Annotated in this window: 17 protein-coding genes; 8 read left to right on the plus strand and 9 right to left on the minus strand. The window is 63.3% G+C overall.

Translation table 11 applies throughout. The annotated features are described in order from the left end of the window. Nucleotides 1-1302, minus strand: coding sequence for a homogentisate 1,2-dioxygenase (gene hmgA, locus ACIQUI_RS10605; RefSeq protein ID WP_403197957.1), 1302 nt, complete (start codon nucleotides 1300-1302; stop codon nucleotides 1-3). A gap of 174 nt (nucleotides 1303-1476) precedes the next feature. Here hmgA and ACIQUI_RS10610 point away from each other — a divergent pair, with 174 nt between their 5' ends. Next, a complete protein-coding gene (locus ACIQUI_RS10610) occupies nucleotides 1477-2259 on the plus strand; it encodes an IclR family transcriptional regulator (RefSeq protein ID WP_403197960.1) in 783 nt (260 codons plus the stop codon). Between the two features lie 351 nt (nucleotides 2260-2610). Here the strand turns inward: ACIQUI_RS10610 and ACIQUI_RS10615 are convergent, their stop codons facing one another. The 4 genes from ACIQUI_RS10615 to ACIQUI_RS10630 form a co-directional block, all read right to left on the minus strand. After that, nucleotides 2611-3525: an SDR family oxidoreductase gene (locus tag ACIQUI_RS10615; protein WP_403197963.1), complete on the minus strand. Its 915-nt coding sequence runs from the start codon at nucleotides 3523-3525 to the stop codon at nucleotides 2611-2613. A gap of 114 nt (nucleotides 3526-3639) precedes the next feature. Beyond that, nucleotides 3640-4545: an alpha/beta fold hydrolase gene (locus ACIQUI_RS10620; protein ID WP_403197966.1), complete on the minus strand. Its 906-nt coding sequence runs from the start codon at nucleotides 4543-4545 to the stop codon at nucleotides 3640-3642. 176 nt (nucleotides 4546-4721) lie between these two features. Continuing rightward, on the minus strand, nucleotides 4722-5408 hold the full coding sequence (locus ACIQUI_RS10625; RefSeq protein WP_391127404.1) for an LrgB family protein: 687 nt from the start codon (nucleotides 5406-5408) through the stop codon (nucleotides 4722-4724). Next, nucleotides 5398-5784, minus strand: a complete 387-nt coding sequence (locus ACIQUI_RS10630) for a CidA/LrgA family protein (RefSeq protein WP_403197970.1) — start codon at nucleotides 5782-5784, stop codon at nucleotides 5398-5400. The genes ACIQUI_RS10625 and ACIQUI_RS10630 overlap by 11 nt, the downstream gene beginning before the upstream one ends. 97 nt (nucleotides 5785-5881) lie before the next feature. Between ACIQUI_RS10630 and ACIQUI_RS10635 the strand changes: the two genes are divergently transcribed. Further along, nucleotides 5882-6778, plus strand: coding sequence for a LysR family transcriptional regulator (locus ACIQUI_RS10635; protein WP_403197971.1), 897 nt, complete (start codon nucleotides 5882-5884; stop codon nucleotides 6776-6778). A gap of 128 nt (nucleotides 6779-6906) precedes the next feature. Here ACIQUI_RS10635 and ACIQUI_RS10640 read toward each other — a convergent pair whose 3' ends face one another. Continuing rightward, nucleotides 6907-7362 (minus strand): flavodoxin, encoded by a 456-nt coding sequence (locus tag ACIQUI_RS10640; RefSeq protein ID WP_403197973.1) that lies wholly within the window; start codon nucleotides 7360-7362, stop codon nucleotides 6907-6909. A gap of 116 nt (nucleotides 7363-7478) precedes the next feature. Between ACIQUI_RS10640 and ACIQUI_RS10645 the strand changes: the two genes are divergently transcribed. Then, complete coding sequence (locus ACIQUI_RS10645) at nucleotides 7479-7907, plus strand: PAS domain S-box protein (protein WP_403197976.1); 429 nt, start codon at nucleotides 7479-7481, stop codon at nucleotides 7905-7907. A 59-nt stretch (nucleotides 7908-7966) separates the two neighbouring features. Further along, nucleotides 7967-8584 (plus strand): hypothetical protein, encoded by a 618-nt coding sequence (locus tag ACIQUI_RS10650; protein ID WP_403197978.1) that lies wholly within the window; start codon nucleotides 7967-7969, stop codon nucleotides 8582-8584. Here the strand turns inward: ACIQUI_RS10650 and ACIQUI_RS10655 are convergent. Further along, on the minus strand, nucleotides 8569-9504 hold the full coding sequence (locus ACIQUI_RS10655; protein WP_403197979.1) for a MerR family transcriptional regulator: 936 nt from the start codon (nucleotides 9502-9504) through the stop codon (nucleotides 8569-8571). The two genes, ACIQUI_RS10650 and ACIQUI_RS10655, sit on opposite strands and share 16 nt — an antisense overlap. Before the next feature lie 218 nt (nucleotides 9505-9722). Here ACIQUI_RS10655 and ACIQUI_RS10660 point away from each other — a divergent pair, with 218 nt between their 5' ends. The 4 genes from ACIQUI_RS10660 (at nucleotide 9723) to ACIQUI_RS10675 (ending at nucleotide 11693) form a co-directional block, all read left to right on the plus strand. After that, nucleotides 9723-10283, plus strand: coding sequence for an antibiotic biosynthesis monooxygenase (locus ACIQUI_RS10660; protein WP_403197982.1), 561 nt, complete (start codon nucleotides 9723-9725; stop codon nucleotides 10281-10283). Nucleotides 10284-10360: 77 nt separating this feature from the next. Next, a complete protein-coding gene (folM, locus tag ACIQUI_RS10665) occupies nucleotides 10361-11053 on the plus strand; it encodes a dihydromonapterin reductase (RefSeq protein WP_403198102.1) in 693 nt (230 codons plus the stop codon). A 9-nt stretch (nucleotides 11054-11062) separates the two neighbouring features. Further along, complete coding sequence (locus ACIQUI_RS10670) at nucleotides 11063-11359, plus strand: DUF1244 domain-containing protein (RefSeq protein WP_003260708.1); 297 nt, start codon at nucleotides 11063-11065, stop codon at nucleotides 11357-11359. Continuing rightward, entirely contained in the window at nucleotides 11352-11693 is a 342-nt protein-coding gene (locus ACIQUI_RS10675; RefSeq protein ID WP_403197984.1) for a HopJ type III effector protein, read from the plus strand. The genes ACIQUI_RS10670 and ACIQUI_RS10675 overlap by 8 nt, the downstream gene beginning before the upstream one ends. A gap of 127 nt (nucleotides 11694-11820) precedes the next feature. On the opposite strand, the gene ACIQUI_RS10680 is transcribed toward ACIQUI_RS10675, so the two are convergent. Together ACIQUI_RS10680 and fabV are read right to left on the minus strand one after the other, a co-directional pair. After that, nucleotides 11821-12723 (minus strand): alpha/beta fold hydrolase, encoded by a 903-nt coding sequence (locus tag ACIQUI_RS10680; protein WP_403197986.1) that lies wholly within the window; start codon nucleotides 12721-12723, stop codon nucleotides 11821-11823. Between the two features lie 167 nt (nucleotides 12724-12890). Beyond that, nucleotides 12891-14102 (minus strand): enoyl-ACP reductase FabV, encoded by a 1212-nt coding sequence (gene fabV, locus ACIQUI_RS10685; protein ID WP_403197987.1) that lies wholly within the window; start codon nucleotides 14100-14102, stop codon nucleotides 12891-12893. Between the last annotated feature and the right edge of the window lie 62 nt (nucleotides 14103-14164).

A 14164-nucleotide genomic window follows, 5' to 3' on the forward strand; every position in this document is an offset into this window, starting at 1 on the left:
TTATCTCCGGTTCGGGTTGAAGGTGCTCGGCAAGGTGGCCCAGCAACTATCGTAGTCGGCCTGCAATTGCGGGCATTCGAGGGCTTGCAGGCTCGGGCGCAGCACTTGGCTGGTCTCGAACATGAAGGCCATGGTGTTGTCGATCTTGTGCGGCGCCAGGTCGGCGGCTATGGCTTTTTCGCAGGTTTCGGCATCGGGGCCATGGGCGCTCATCACTCCGTGCAGCGAGGCGCCACCGGGCAGGAAGCCTTCGGCCTTGGCGTCGTAGGCACCGTTGATCAGGCCCATGAACTCGTTCATCAGGTTGCGGTGGAACCATGGCGGACGGAAGGTGTTCTCCGCCACCATCCAGCGCGGCGGGAAGATCACGAAGTCCATGTTGGCCAGGCCATGCACGCTGGTGGGCGACGTCAGCACAGTGAAGATGGACGGGTCAGGGTGGTCGAAGCTGACGGTGCCGATGGTGTTGAAGCGGCGCAGGTCGTATTTGTACGGTACGTTGCTGCCGTGCCACGCAACCACATCCAGCGGCGAGTGCTGCAGTTCGCAGGCCCAATGCTCGCCGAGGAATTTTTGCACCAGTTGCACCGGCCCTTCGGCCTCTTCGTAGTGCGCTACCGGGGTAAGGAAGTCGCGCGGGTTGGCCAGGCCGTTGCTGCCAATCGGGCCCAGGTCCGGAATGCGCAGCGGCGCGCCGTGGTTTTCAGCGATATAGCCGCGGGCCTGGCTGTCGAGCAGTTCAACGCGGAACTTCATGCCGCGTGGGATCACCGCGATTTCCAGCGGCTCGACCTCCATCACGCCCAGTTCCGTGGCAATGCGCAGGCGCCCCTGTTCCGGCACCAGCAGCAGCTCACCATCGGCGTTGAAAAACACCCGCTCCATCGAGCGGTTGGCGCGGTAGATGTAGATGCTCACGCCAGCCGGTTTTTCCGCTGCGGCGTTAGCCACCATCGGCAGCCAGCCTTCGATGAAATCGGTTGGCTCTGCAGGAATCGGCTGGGGGCTCCAGCGCAGGCGGTTCGGGTTGATGCCACCCAGCGGCCCGGTCAGCGGTTGACGCGCCAGGCGCTCGAAGCGCGGGTGCAACGCCGACGGGCGGATGCGGTACAGCCAGGTACGGCGCAGCTCGCTGCGGGCCATGGTGAACGCCGTGCCCGAAAGCAGCTCGGCATACAGCCCATAAGGCGCCTTCTGTGGCGAGTTCTGCCCGACCGGCAGGGCCCCTGGCAGTGCTTCGCTGGCAAATTCGTTGCCAAAGCCGCTGAGGTAGGAAAGGTCGGGTGAGGTGTCGCGATTCATCGATGCCTCCGGGCTCTGGCCGAGCCGTTGCTGGCAGCTGGCTGCTGGCCCGGTGTGGGGTGACAGCGCGTCTGCATTGTTTTTATCGTAATCGGATTACGAATAACGTAATTTGCTACGCGCCTGGCGTCAAGCTATAAAGGCGCGACTCGAAGAATCCGGAAGAAGATGTCCATGGCCAAAGCCAGCTCCCCCGCCGACAACGGCAAGCAGAAAGTTCGCTCGGCGGAGGTCGGCACCGACATCCTCAAGGCCCTTGCCGAACTCTCCCCTTCCACCTCGCTGTCACGCCTGGCCGAGCATGTGCAAATGCCAGCGAGCAAGGTGCACCGTTACTTGCAGGCGCTGATTGCCAGCGGCTTTGCCGAACAGGATGCGGCCACCAACCATTACGGCCTTGGCCGCGAAGCATTGCGGGTGGGGCTGGCGGCGCTGGGCAGCATCGATGTATTGAAGATTGCCGCGCTGCCGTTGTCGCAACTGCGCGACGAGCTCAACGAGAGCTGCTTCATTGCGGTGTGGGGCAACCAGGGTGCGACCGTGGTCAGCATTGAGCCGGCGGTGCGTGCAGTGACCGTGGTTACGCAGATGGGCTCGGTGCTGCCGCTGCTCACCTCCTCCACAGGCCTGGTGTTTGCCGCCTACCTTCCCGAGCGCGAGACCGTGGAATTGCGTGACCGGGAGCTGGCCACCTTGCAGCAAGGTGCCGACGATTACCGGGCGGTACTGGCGGGCATTCGCGAACGTGGCCTGCACCATGTGCACGGGCTGCTGATGCCGGGCGTGGATGCGCTTTCGGCGCCCGTGTTCAATGCCATGGGGCAGATCGCTGCGGTGATGACCGTGGTCGGGCCGACGTCGATTTTTCACGCCGACGAACATGGCCCGGCGGCGCAACGGCTGCTGGCGGCAGCGCGGGAAACCAGCTGGCGCATGGGCTATTCGCCGGCGGCCTGAGCGCCTGCGGCACTATTGCCCGATACGTAAAGGTGAATGTCATAAGCGGCTATTTTTCCTCCGGGATCAAGCGCTTATTCTTACCTCACTGGCACGGCATGAAGGGCTCTTCCCCCCGCTCTTCAGGCCTGCGAGGTTCACCGACGTAGATTTTGAAGCTCCTTGATCTGACGTCTCGATTGGCCGCTGCGGCTTGCAGCGGCCTTTTTTTTGCCCTGAATGATCTTCTGCCTGCGCTGGCCTCTTCGCGGGCTTGCCCGCTCCCACAGGGATATCACCAGGCCTGAGGGCAGTGATATCCCTGTGGGAGCGGGCAAGCCCGCGAAGAGGCCAGCACAGGCAGTACAGGATTCAACCCAGCGGGTACTTCTGCAAGTTGGCCATCATCTGCTGCAACGCCTGCAAACTGTCCTGCGGGTGCACCGCCCCCTCAAAATCACCAATCCGCGCCAAGTTCTGCGCCACCTGCTCGGGGGTAAACCCTTCACGCGGATCAAAGCCCACCCCCAGGCTACGCTCCCAGCGCACCTTGCCCACCCAGCCGCCACCCACCTCGAACAGCTCACCCGTGCCCTGGCACTGCTCACTGCCCAGATACACCACCAGCGGGCTGACCAACTCGGGCTTGAGCCGCTCGAAGACTTGGGGAGGGATCAGCCCTTCGGTCATGCGTGTGCCTCCCGTGGGGGCAATGGCGTTGACCAGGATGCCGTGCTTGCGCCCTTCGATCGCCAGGGTGCGGGTCAAGCCGTACAGGCCCAGCTTGGCCATGCCGTAGTTGGCCTGGCCGAAGTTGCCGTAGATGCCCGAGGTCGAAGCGGTAAAGATCACCCTCCCCCAATTCTGCTCGCGCAGGTGGGGCCAGGCGGCGCGGGTGACTTTGAAGGCCCCTTCGACATGCACCTGGTACACCTGCTCCCAGTCGCTGTCGTCCATCTTGTGGAAGGTCTTGTCACGCAGGATGCCGGCATTGTTCACCAGCACATCCACACGGCCAAAAGTGTCCAGCGCCTGCTCGACAATACGCGCGCCCTGGCTTACCGAGTCATGGTTGGCGATGGCAATGCCACCGGCTGCACGGATCTCTGCCACCACCCGGTCGGCAGCCGAAGCACTGGCACCTTCACCGTGGGTAGACCCGCCGAGATCGTTGACCACGACTTTGGCCCCACGCGCGGCAAACAGCAGCGCATGGGCACGGCCCAGGCCACCGCCGGCTCCGGTAACGATCACCACGCGATCTTGCAGACGGACAGGCTCGCTCATGCTCATGGCTCCAGGCAGGTTCAGGTCAGCCGAGTGTCCGCCGCCAGCGGCAGGCGGACAATCAAGCTCACGCAGGCTGAATGCCTGGCAATAACGCAGGGCGATGAGGCCCGGTCAGGACCACGCGACCTTCTGCGGGTAATAGTTCAGCGGTTGTTCACGAAAGGCCAGGTAGTGGCGCAGCACCTGTACCGGCGCCTCGGTGTGCGGGTAGTGGCCAATACCCTGCAACTGCACGGTGTCCGGCTCGGGCACCAGTTGCCGGTAACGCTCCAGCATGTGCGCACCGGAAAGCGGGTCGACCACACCATTGATGAAGCGCAGCGGCACGCCCTTGCGCTGCATCGCCCCGACCCAGCGCTCGCGGTGCAACCTGCGCTCGGGCATGTAGCCCACCAGTTTGTGCAGGATACGCGTGCCCCGGTTGGTGGCGATCAGGCTCCAGAAATCATCCAGGGCACTTTCACTGGGGTGGGTGCAAGGGCCGTACACCTGGGTCACGTTGCGCACCAGGTCGTCACGCCCGAACGAGCGCCCCACCAGCCAGCCGAACCGGCTGAGCAGCAGCTTCTGGATCAGCAGCATGCGGCAGCTTTCCGGGAACAACCCACTGTTGAGGAACACGCAACTGGCAATGTCGGCGGACTGTTCATGGTGCCGCGCCAACAGTTCTTGCGCCACGCTGCCGCCGTAATCGTGGGCCAGCAGGTGCACCGGCTGGTCGACCTGCAAATGGCCAAGCAGGGCCTGCTGCAAGTCAGCTTGCTCCATGATGCTGTAGGCGTGATCGACGGGTTTGGCCGAGTCACCAAAGCCGAGCATGTCGCACGCGATCACCCGGAAGCGTTGGCTCAAGGGCCCCCACAGGTAGTGCCAGTCCCAACTGGCCGTGGGGAAGCCGTGTAACAGAAGCAGGGGCTCTCCTTGCCCTGCGGTCCAGTAGCGGATGCTCTGGCCCCGGAAGTCGAAACTTTGGCCCCGGGTACGCCAGACGCACAATGGAATTTCGGCCATAGGCATCAGAAGTAACCCGGTGAAGTAAAAGGGACGGAATAGGGCAAGGCTGCGGTCATTGCATGTCACCTCGGCACATACATGTGCTCTCTATGTCGAGGCAAATTCTAGCCAGCAGCCCGAAGGCTGGAACTTGCGTTGCCAGCCAGCTTGATGACTGTGCGAGTCAGTGGCAAGAACGGTCAGAGCAGCATGGCCAGCAGCGGTGCCGCGAACAGGTTCAACAACCCGGTCAGGACCATGACCAGGCCGGCCACCGAACCTTCTTCACGGCCGACCTCTTGTGCCCGGCTCACCCCTGCGCCATGCGCACCAACGCCAAACAGCGCGCCCCGTGCCAACGGGGTGCGCAGCGGCAACCAACGCAGCAGCACACCACCGAACATGGCGCCGAGCACGCCGGTGAACATCACGAACACCGCCGTCAGTTCCGGTATCCCGCCCAGGTCATGGGCCAATGGCATGGCAAACGGCGTAGTGATCGAACGCGGCACCAGCGACAAACTTGTCGCGCTGTCCAGCGCCAGCAGGTGCGCCAGCCCCCATGAGCTGGCGATTGAAGCACTGCTGCCGGCCACCATGCCCACCATCAGTGCCGGCCAGTGGCGCGCCAGCATCGCCCGCTGCTGCCAGATCGGCACCGCAAAGGCCACGGTTACCGGGCCGAGCACGCTCATCAACCAGTGGGTGTTGCGCGCATATTCGGCATAGGCGGTGTGCAGCGGCACCGCCACCGCCAGCAACAGCACCGGTACCAGAATCAGCGGTGACAGCAGGTAACGCCCGCTGCGCCGGTACAGCCAGCGGCTGCCAAGGTAAGCCAGCAAGGTCAGGGCCAGCCAGAACAACGGCATGGGCTCAAGGCTCATGGCGCAACCCCCAGCGGCACACCAGTTCCACGGTGAGTGCGGTTACGACCATGACCATCAGCGTGCTCACGGCAATCACCAGCAAGATGCGCCAGCCCTCATCGCGAATCAGCGCGCCGTAGTCGAGCAAGCTCATCAGTGCCGGAATGAAGAACAGCAGCATTTCGGCCATCAGCCAGCCGGCGCCCAGTTGCAGCATGGCCGGTTTGAGCGCACCCGAGGCAAACAGTATCAGCAACAGCGCCAGGCCCATCACCCCACCGGGGATTGGCCAGCCAAGCCACGTGGCAAGTTTGCCGCCAAGCAGGAACAAGGCACAAAGAATCGCCAGTTCGACGAGCAGCCGCAGGGCTTTTTTCAGTAACGCGGGTTTCATGGGGGGGTTCCTCGACAGGCCCTCATTTTAAGATTCGGCTGCCTAGGCCAGAAGCGAATTGTTAGACTGATCACTATTCCAGAATGGAATTCAGGCTATGGAATTCAAACAGCTGCGCAGCTTTATCGAAGTGGTTTACCGCGGTGGTTTTACCCAGGCGGCGCAGACGCTGCACATCAGCCAGTCAGCCGTCAGCAAACAGGTGGCCCAGCTGGAGCAAGATGTGGGCCAGCCGCTGCTGGAGCGCCAAGCCTCGCAGCTGCACCTGACGGCTGCCGGGCGCATCGTGCTGGAGCGCGGTGAAGCCCTGCTGCGCCAGCGCCAGGCGCTGCTGAACGAACTGGATGACCTCAGCCAGATGGAGCGCGGTGAACTGCGCCTGGGCCTGCCGATGCTGGGCAGTGACGCCCTGTTCGCCGGGTTGTTCGCCGAGTATCGACGGCGTCACCCGAACATTGCGATCCAGTTGCTCGAAGGCGGCAGCCGTAGCGTCGAGCAAGCGGTCAGAAGTGGCGAACTGGAACTGGGTGGCAGCCTGACGCCCAGCGACGATGGGTTCGACTACCAGCCATTCTGCAACGAACCGCTGGACGCCCTGCTGCCGGCTGGCCATGCCTTGGCGGATCTGGACGGGGTGAACCTGGGGCAACTGGCCGATACGCCGTTCCTGCTGTATCAGCGCAGCTTCGTGCTCAATGACCGGCTGCTGAAGGCGTGCCAGCTGCAAGGGTTTACCCCGAAGGAAGGCGGGCGCAGTGGCCAGGCGGATTTCTTGGCGGCGCTGGTGGCGGCCGGCCAAGGGGTGGTGCTGCTGCCGCGGGTGGTGGCAAAAGCGCTGGAGCGCCCTGGGGTGGTGCGTTTACCGCTGCGCTCGCCGCAAGACCTGCGCTGGGATATTGCATTCATCTGGCGGCGCGGGGCCTACCTGTCGCGGGCGGCGCAGGCGTGGTTGGCGTTGTTGCGCGAGTGGCCGGTTTCTGACAGCAAGGAATGAACTGGCCTTGCTGGCCTCTTCGCGGGCACGCCCGCTCCCACAGGGACATCCACTGCCCTCAGGTTTGGTGATTTTCCTGTGGGAGCGGGCGTGCCCGCGAAGAGGCCGGGTCAGGCTGGGGACATGGATCAGGCTTTCAACGCTTGCGCCAACTCAGCCAACCAAGGCTCTGCATCGGCCTCCGGGGTCACCGTCTCGCTCGCATCCAGGCGCAGCATCGGCTGCACTTCGCGCACACCCAACTCGGCAAACAACTCGCGCATCTGCTCGCCACCCCCGCAATAGGTGTCGCCATAACTGGAATCACCCAGCGCAATCACCGCACCCGGCAGGCCACGCCAGGCGGCTGGCAGGGTGTCGCGAATGGCGCAGAACAGCGGCATCAGGTTGTCCGGCAATTCGCCCATGCCAGTGGTCGAGGTCACGGCCAGCAAGGCGTCAGGGGCAAAACCTTCAAGGTCCTGCAGGGTGGCACGTGCAGCATGCCAGGCCTGCAGGCCCGCCGCCTTGAGCAGCGATTCGGCGTGGCGGGCGACTTCTTCGGCGGTGCCATAGACCGATCCGGAAATAATGGCGACTTTCATCAGGTAGAGGATTCCGAAACTGAGTGAAAACGTAGGATACTAGCATCCAGCGCTGGCAAAAGGCCGCCTCTACCAAAGTCGCCGTCTTCAGCCCCTCTTTGCCCAATGGCCCGAACATGATCAACGCGCAATTGCTGCAATCGATGGTCGATGCGTCCAATGACGGGATCGTCGTCACCGAACAGGAAGGCGACGACACCATCCTGATCTACGTGAACGCCGCCTTCGAACGCCTGACCGGCTACAGCCGTGACGAAATCCTCTACCAGGACTGCCGCTTCCTGCAGGCCGAAGACCGTGACCAGCTTGGCCGTGCCCGCATCCGCAAGGCGCTGACCGAAGGCCGCCCCTGTCGCGAAGTGCTGCGCAACTACCGCAAGGATGGCAGCGCGTTCTGGAACGAGCTATCGATTACCCCAGTCAGGCTCGACGCTGAACAGCGCACCTACTTCATCGGCATTCAGAAGGACGTCAGCCGCATGGTCGCACTGGAGCGGGAACTGGCCGAACTGCGCGCCGGTCTGAAACCCGACGAACGCGCCTGAACCAAGTACGCCACGCATGGTCAATTCCGTTGAAGAAATCGCCACCACCGAGTTCGATCATGCAAGCAGACGCGCTCCTGACCCAGGACGAACTGGATTTCATCCAGAGCATGCAGCATTCGCCGCAGCTGAACCTGGCCGACTCCATGTCGAGCCTGCTGGTCAATGGCGACCGTCGCATCCAAAGCATGCTGACCCGCCTGGTGGCCAACGAACAGGTGACCTTGCAGGCCCAGTTCAACAACCAGCAGATCAGCTTCCCGCTGCAACTGGTGGAAGACGAGTTCCACGCCCTGCACCTGCAACTGGGCTCACCGGAAATCTACGAAGATGGCCCCATGCTGCGCGCCTGGCGCCTGTCGATGGAAACGCCCAGCCCGCTGCTCGATAGCCATGATCAGCAAAGCGGCCTGTGGGTTCGCGACATTTCCTTTAAAGGTGTACTGCTGGAGATACGCGATTTGCCAGCGGCGCCTTCGCGCTTCGAGTTGCGCTTCGCCCCGGACGGCATCAGCCCGATCGAACTGCATGGCGTATTGGGCCGGCGCATCGGCCCGGACCTGGCCGCCTACGACCTCAGCCAAAGCCCGGCCGAAGAAATCGAGCGTCTGCGCGACTATATCCTCCAGGCCCATCGCCAGGCCCACCCCGACCTGCACACTCAGGTGTCGAGCTGACCGGCCAGAAACTGCCGCAACCGCTGACGCATCACACTGCCCTGCGCCCCCAGGCAGGCAATCGGGCTGCCTGCCAGGCTTTCCTGTGCCACTTCCGACGCCTCACCGGCCAGCAACAGCGGGCAATGCAACCCTGCCACCAGACGCACCAGGCGCCGGCAGACCTCAGCCGTTGGCGGCTGGTGCGATAACAGCACCAAGGCGTCCGGCCTCAGGCGCTCACAGGCCAGTGCCAGCTCCTGCAGCGGCTGCCCGGCCGCCAGGGTGGTCACGCCAACGTCATCGCTACCCAGGGTCAGGCTGGCCACCAGTAACTCCAGTTCATGACGCAATCCCGGCAGCGCTGCCAACAGCACGGTGCGGCTACGGGGCGTATGGGCCAGTTGCATGCGGGCAAACACCCGGCCGCGCAGGAACTGGTCGAGGAACAGCCACTCGCTGGTCTGCCCGTACTCGCCCTGCCCGGCCGCCAGATCGTGCCACACAGGCATGAACACCTCGGCGAACACCTGGTCCAGGGTATTGGCCGCAAATACTTCGTCGTACAGCCTGTCCAGGCCGGCCACATCGAAGCGTTGCAGCGCCTGGCGAATCTGCTGCTGCCAGCGCAGCCAAGCGCCGGTTGTGTCACCCGCCTGCCCGGCCAGGGCATGGCCGCGAGCGAGGATGCTGCCGACTTTACTGACTGCCACACCACGCTCCAGCCAGCCGAGGATGCGCCGGATGTCGTCGATATCAGCCTGGGAATACAGGCGGTGGCCACTGTCGGTGCGGGTTGGCCGGATCAGCCCGTAGCGGCGCTCCCAGGCGCGCAGGGTCACGGCATTGACACCCGTCAGGCGGGAGACCTCACGGATCGGAAACAGCTCCAGCTGATCAAGTGCTTGCTCGATCAGCCGATTACGTCCCTGTTCGTTCATCTGCACGGTTTACCCTGGGTGCGCAAGTTGAACGCGTATTCTACTACGACGACACCGATCGCAGGAGGCAACCGTTTGCCGCCTGATTTTTGCCGAACATTGCACATGCGCGATAATGCGCGCCCGATTCTTGCATGCACGCCTGCGTTGCCCACCACCCCGGGCCACGCAGCCAAAGGGGCCAGCTACCCGCCAGCCCCGTTGCCAGGAGATACACGATGTCTACCCCACCCGTCACCCTGATGGTGTCGCGCCGCGCCGCCCATGGCCGCTACCAGGACCTGCTGGCCTGGCTGCATGAAGGCGAACAGCTGGCCACCGACTTCCCCGGCTACCTCGGCTCGGGCATCCTCGCCCCGCCCAGCGATGGCGACGAATTCCAGATCATCTTCCGCTTCAGCGACGAACCCACCCTGCATGCCTGGGAGCATTCCGCCTCGCGCCGCGCCTGGTTGCAACGTGGCAATGGCCTGTTCGAACGCCCCAAAGAGGCGCGCGTCAGCGGTATCGACGACTGGTTTGGCACCAATACGGTGCAAAAACCACCACGCTGGAAGCAGGCTGTGGCTATCTGGCTGGCCTTTTTTCCGGTTTCGCTGGCGTTCAACCTGCTGTTCAGCCACTGGCTGGCGCCACTGGACATGGTGCCACGGGTACTGCTCAGCACCCTGGCCCTGACGCCAGTGATGGTGTACCTGTTCATCCCGCTGTCCACGCGGCTGCTGGCCAGTTGGCTGCATGCCTCACCGGCCACCGCTGGCGCCTTGCGCAGCCGCTGAGGCCAGGCCATACAACAGGGAAACAGTTCGGGTATGCTGGGCGGCAATCAAAGGACAGACAGTTGACCGCCCCGAACATGAACAGCCCCATTCTCGTTACCGGAGCCAGCCAGCGCGTCGGGCTGGCCCTGGCCCTTGAACTGGCACAGGCCGGCCATACGGTGGTCAGTGCCAGCCGCAGCGTCCAACCACACACGGCCCACCCGAACATCGTGCAGTTCCAGGCCGACCTGTGCCAGGCGGCCGACCGCCAGGCCCTGATCGACCACCTGCACAACCATTACGACGGCCTGCGCGCCATCATCCACAATGCCTCGCTGTGGCTGGACGACGGCCTCGACAACCTCGAGACCATGTTCCGCCTGCACGTCGAAGCGCCCTACCACCTCAACCTGGCCCTGGGCGACCTGCTGGCCAAGGTGGATAAAGCCGACATCATCCACATCTGCGACGAAACCTCATCGCGCGGCAGCAAAAGCCACATCGGCTACGCCGCCACCAAGGCCGCGTTGCAGAACATGGTGCTGTCGTTTGCCGAAAAATATGCGCCCAAGGTGCATGTGAACGGTATCCTGCCCGGGCTGCTGATCCTCAAGGAAGGGGGCGATGAAGCCTACCGCCAGCAAACCCTGAAAAAGGCCTTGCTGGAATTCGAACCCGGCGCCGGCCCACTGATCGAGACCGTCAAGTACCTGCTTGCCAGCCAGTACAGCACTGGCAGCCAGGTGGTCATCAACGGTGGCCGCCACCTGAAGAACCGCATGACCTGAGAGACGCCCATGACCCCACAGCAACAGCTCGAACTCGAGGCCGCCGCGTTCCGGCGCCTGGTCGAACACCTGCAAAAACGCACCGACGTACAGAACATCGACCTGATGAACCTGTCCGGTTTCTGCCGCAACTGCCTGTCCAAGTGGTACAAGGCCGCGGCCGACGAGCGCCAGCTCGACCTGAGCCTGGATGACGCCCGCGAAGCGGTGTACGGCATGCCCTACGCCGAGTGGAAAGCCCAATACCAGAAAGAAGCCAGCGCCGATCAACAAGCGGCGTTCGAAAAAGGAAAACCTCGTGACTGATCTGAATACCCTGCGCGCCAGCCTGGCCGGCGGCCAACATGTATTTGCCGACACCCTGGCGTTCATTGCCGACAATTACAGCTACCAGCCTCAGGCGTTCAACAATGGTGGCGTGGAGAATGCTGCAGGGCAGAACGAAGGTTCGTGCAAGACCCTGGGCCTGGCACTGCTGGAAGGGCTGAGCGATCAGGAAGCGCTGCTGGCCTTTGGCGAGCATTACCGTGATGTGGTGGCCACGCCTGAGGGCAGTGACCATGGCAATATCCGTGCGCTGATCAAGCATGGGCTGGCTGGGGTGAAGTTTGCCGGGCAGCCTCTGGCGCGCAAGGCTTGAGACTGTCGGGGCTGCTTTGCAGCCCATCGCGACACAAGGCCGCTCCTACAGGTGATCGCGTTCCCTTGTAGGAGCGGCCTTGCGTCGCGATGGGCTGCAGCGCGGCCCCAGGATATCAATGCCGACATCAATGCAAGACAGTACCCGGCTCCCCGCCCTGCAGGCCGCCCCGCTGCAACCACTGCATGGCAACCGGCCACAGGGTTTCGCGAAAGCGGTCATGAAAAAACGCGAAATGGCCAATCTCCTCCACCGAGATATCCACAGGTGCGATACGCAGGTGCCGGGCACCCTGTAGATAACTCAACAACCGCTCGGTTGCTGCCACCGTGCCAAACGGGTCGTCAGTCAGGCTGATCGCCAGCGTCGCCGCCCGCACCTGGGCGAACGGTAATGCCGTCAACGCCCGCCCGCTGGGCCGGTGTTCATAACGCGGGGTTCGGGTGATCCAGTCATGCACCACGCCCGCTGGGGTGTCCTCCAGCCAACCCAGTCGCTTGCCGGGGAAGTAGCCGAAAACCCGGGTCAGCAGCGGCATTACCACATGCCATTTGCCGAACAGCTGCCAACGCTGGCCGGCCGCGTAGTCGCGCCAGTAGGCGAACTGCGCGCCCACCATCACAACCCGACGTACCTGGCCTGCGGAGGGCGCCAGCCCCACTGCACAGCCGCCGAAACTGTGCCCTACAACGTCCACCGGCTGGCCGGGGAAATGTTCGACCGCATGCGCCAGCATGGCTTCGAAATCCAGCCGGCCCCAATCGCTCCAGGTGGCCTGAAAACCACGCAGCGAAGCCGGGCGGGATTCGCCGATGCCACGGTAGTCGTAGGTCAGCACATCAAAGCCGTGGGCGAACAGGTAGTCGGCAAAACGCGAGTAGTAGCGGCAGCGTACCGAGGTGGCAGCGTTGATGATCACCAGCGGGCGCTGGGAGTCAGGTTGGGCGTGGCGCCAGATGAAGCCGCCGAGGCTGTAACCGTCGGCTGCGGGGTGGCGAAAGGCAGTGGCGGGCTGGGTGAGGCTGCTCATGGCACATTCCCTGTTGTTGTGCGCCAAAGCTAGCAAAGAATTTGTGGCCTGTACCGGCCTCTTCGCGGGCTTGCCCGCTCCCACAGGTATTTCACTGCCTTCAGGCCCTGTGAAAATCCTTGTGGGAGCGGGCAAGCCCGCGAAGAGGCCGGTACAGGCTTACCCGATTACAGCTCGACGCAGTCGAACTTCACATCGGTAGCCACGTCTTCGTCGTAGTTGACGTCAGCGCGCTCGAAGCCGAACAGGTTGAGGAACTGCTTCTTGTAACCGGCATAGTCGGTCAGGTCGAACAGGTTCTCGGTGGTCACGGTTGGCCACAGGGCCTTGCATGCGTCCTGTACGTCGTCGCGCAGTTCCCAGTCGTCCAGGCGCAGGCGGCCCTTCTCGTCGACTTCGGCCGGCGCACCGTCAGCGCGGTACATGCGGTCGCGGTACATACGGTCCAGCTGGTCCTGGGTGCCTTCGTGAACGCCCTTCTCCTGCATGATCTTGAAGACCATCGACAGGTACAGCGGCATCACCGGAATGGCCGAGCTGGCCTGGGTGACCACCGACTTCAGCACCGCCACGTTGGCGCCGCCTTTCACTTCACCAGCCAGTTTCTGGTTCAGGCGCAGGGCAGTTTCGTCCAGGTCCTGCTTGGCCTGGCCCAGTGCACCGTGCCAGTAGATTGGCCAGGTGATGTCACTGCCGATGTAGCTGAAGGCCACGGTACGGGCGCCTTCGGCCAGCACGTTGGCGCCAGCCAGGGCGTCGATCCACAGCTGCCAGTCCTGGCCACCCATGACGGTAACGGTGTCGGCGATTTCCTGCTCGGTAGCCGGCTCGATGCTGGCCTCGATGATGGTGTCCTTGTTGGTGTCGATGGCGGTCGACTTGTACGGCTGGCCGATGGGCTTGAGTGCCGAACGAATCACTTCGCCGGTCTGCGGCAGCTTGCGCACAGGCGATGCCAGCGAGTAGATCACCAGGTCGACCTTGCCACCCATTTCGTTCTTGATCAGCTCGATGACCTTGGCACGGGCTTCATCAGAGAAGGCGTCACCGTTGATCGACTTGCTGTACAGGCCCTCGGCCTTGGCAAACTTGTCGAACGCCGCAGCGTTGTACCAGCCAGCAGTGCCGGCCTTGGTCTCGGTGCCTGGTTTTTCGAAGAACACGCCCAGGGTGTCGGCCTTGAAGCCGAACGCCGCGGTGATGCGGGCCGCCAGGCCGTAGCCGCTGGAAGCGCCGATGACCAGGACCTTCTTCGGGCCATCCTCGCGCACGCCCAGCTTGCGGGTGGCTTCGATCTGGTCACGGACGTTGAGCTCGCAGCCCTTCGGGTGAGTCGTGGTGCAGATGAAACCGCGAACCTTAGGATGAATGATGGCCAATGTCTGTACCTCGTCAGGTTTATGCCGGGGAAGCGCCGCTTGGGGCGATTCCGATTGATCAG

Origin of the sequence: Pseudomonas sp. NPDC090592, assembly GCF_044769185.1 — a bacterium.
In the GTDB taxonomy this organism is placed as follows: domain Bacteria; phylum Pseudomonadota; class Gammaproteobacteria; order Pseudomonadales; family Pseudomonadaceae; genus Aquipseudomonas.

Excerpts from the sequence above, each read along its gene's own strand:
- ACIQUI_RS10650 (WP_403197978.1), top strand. The coding sequence starts at position 7,967 with ATGCAAGCAGACGCGCTCCTGACCCAGGACGAACTGGATTTCATCCAG.
- ACIQUI_RS10660 (WP_403197982.1), top strand. The coding sequence starts at position 9,723 with ATGTCTACCCCACCCGTCACCCTGATGGTGTCGCGCCGCGCCGCCCAT.
- folM (WP_403198102.1), top strand. The coding sequence starts at position 10,361 with ATGAACAGCCCCATTCTCGTTACCGGAGCCAGCCAGCGCGTCGGGCTG.
- ACIQUI_RS10615 (WP_403197963.1), bottom strand. The coding sequence starts at position 3,525 with ATGAGCGAGCCTGTCCGTCTGCAAGATCGCGTGGTGATCGTTACCGGA.
- hmgA (WP_403197957.1), bottom strand. The coding sequence starts at position 1,302 with ATGAATCGCGACACCTCACCCGACCTTTCCTACCTCAGCGGCTTTGGC.
- ACIQUI_RS10645 (WP_403197976.1), top strand. The coding sequence starts at position 7,479 with ATGATCAACGCGCAATTGCTGCAATCGATGGTCGATGCGTCCAATGAC.
- ACIQUI_RS10640 (WP_403197973.1), bottom strand. The coding sequence starts at position 7,362 with ATGAAAGTCGCCATTATTTCCGGATCGGTCTATGGCACCGCCGAAGAA.
- ACIQUI_RS10620 (WP_403197966.1), bottom strand. The coding sequence starts at position 4,545 with ATGCCTATGGCCGAAATTCCATTGTGCGTCTGGCGTACCCGGGGCCAA.
- ACIQUI_RS10635 (WP_403197971.1), top strand. The coding sequence starts at position 5,882 with ATGGAATTCAAACAGCTGCGCAGCTTTATCGAAGTGGTTTACCGCGGT.
- ACIQUI_RS10670 (WP_003260708.1), top strand. The coding sequence starts at position 11,063 with ATGACCCCACAGCAACAGCTCGAACTCGAGGCCGCCGCGTTCCGGCGC.
- ACIQUI_RS10680 (WP_403197986.1), bottom strand. The coding sequence starts at position 12,723 with ATGAGCAGCCTCACCCAGCCCGCCACTGCCTTTCGCCACCCCGCAGCC.
- ACIQUI_RS10655 (WP_403197979.1), bottom strand. The coding sequence starts at position 9,504 with ATGAACGAACAGGGACGTAATCGGCTGATCGAGCAAGCACTTGATCAG.
- ACIQUI_RS10625 (WP_391127404.1), bottom strand. The coding sequence starts at position 5,408 with ATGAGCCTTGAGCCCATGCCGTTGTTCTGGCTGGCCCTGACCTTGCTG.
- ACIQUI_RS10610 (WP_403197960.1), top strand. The coding sequence starts at position 1,477 with ATGGCCAAAGCCAGCTCCCCCGCCGACAACGGCAAGCAGAAAGTTCGC.
- ACIQUI_RS10630 (WP_403197970.1), bottom strand. The coding sequence starts at position 5,784 with ATGAAACCCGCGTTACTGAAAAAAGCCCTGCGGCTGCTCGTCGAACTG.